General features: G+C 38.8%; 1 protein-coding gene. It reads right to left on the bottom strand.

Annotated features, from left to right (window positions below; genetic code table 11):
* Positions 1 to 384 (bottom strand): hypothetical protein (locus tag ACYVRH_RS15000; protein WP_461257652.1); only part of this gene is annotated, 384 nt, incomplete at both ends.

Here is a 384-nt window from a genome sequence, read left to right as displayed (position 1 = left end):
ATATATTTAACCGCAGTACCGACATTTCCGTTAAACAAAATATCTCCTGTTGCCTCAAGATTTAAATTTTCATTGTTTAACGCGGAAATCTCATCAAGAGTAATATTAGCGGCTTTAATGCCGCTTGCGCCGGAACCGTCCAGCGTTAATTCCGTATTAGCGTTATTTATTTTAAAGTCTCCGGTAATGTCTAAAGTGGCATTCACAATCCTGACGCCGCCGGCGCCAGGGAGCAAATTTAAATGATTATTGTTAGTACCCGAATATATATATGCGTTTGTGCCAGTAGTAAAAAATTCTATAAAACCGTTTGATCCGATTCCGCCGCTGTTGTTTACTGTCAATTTTTTTTGCGAAGAATCAAGCACGTCAACCAGATAAATA

This window comes from Treponema sp. R80B11-R83G3 (genome assembly GCF_054786115.1).
This window is presented reverse-complemented; position numbering and strand designations above follow the sequence as displayed.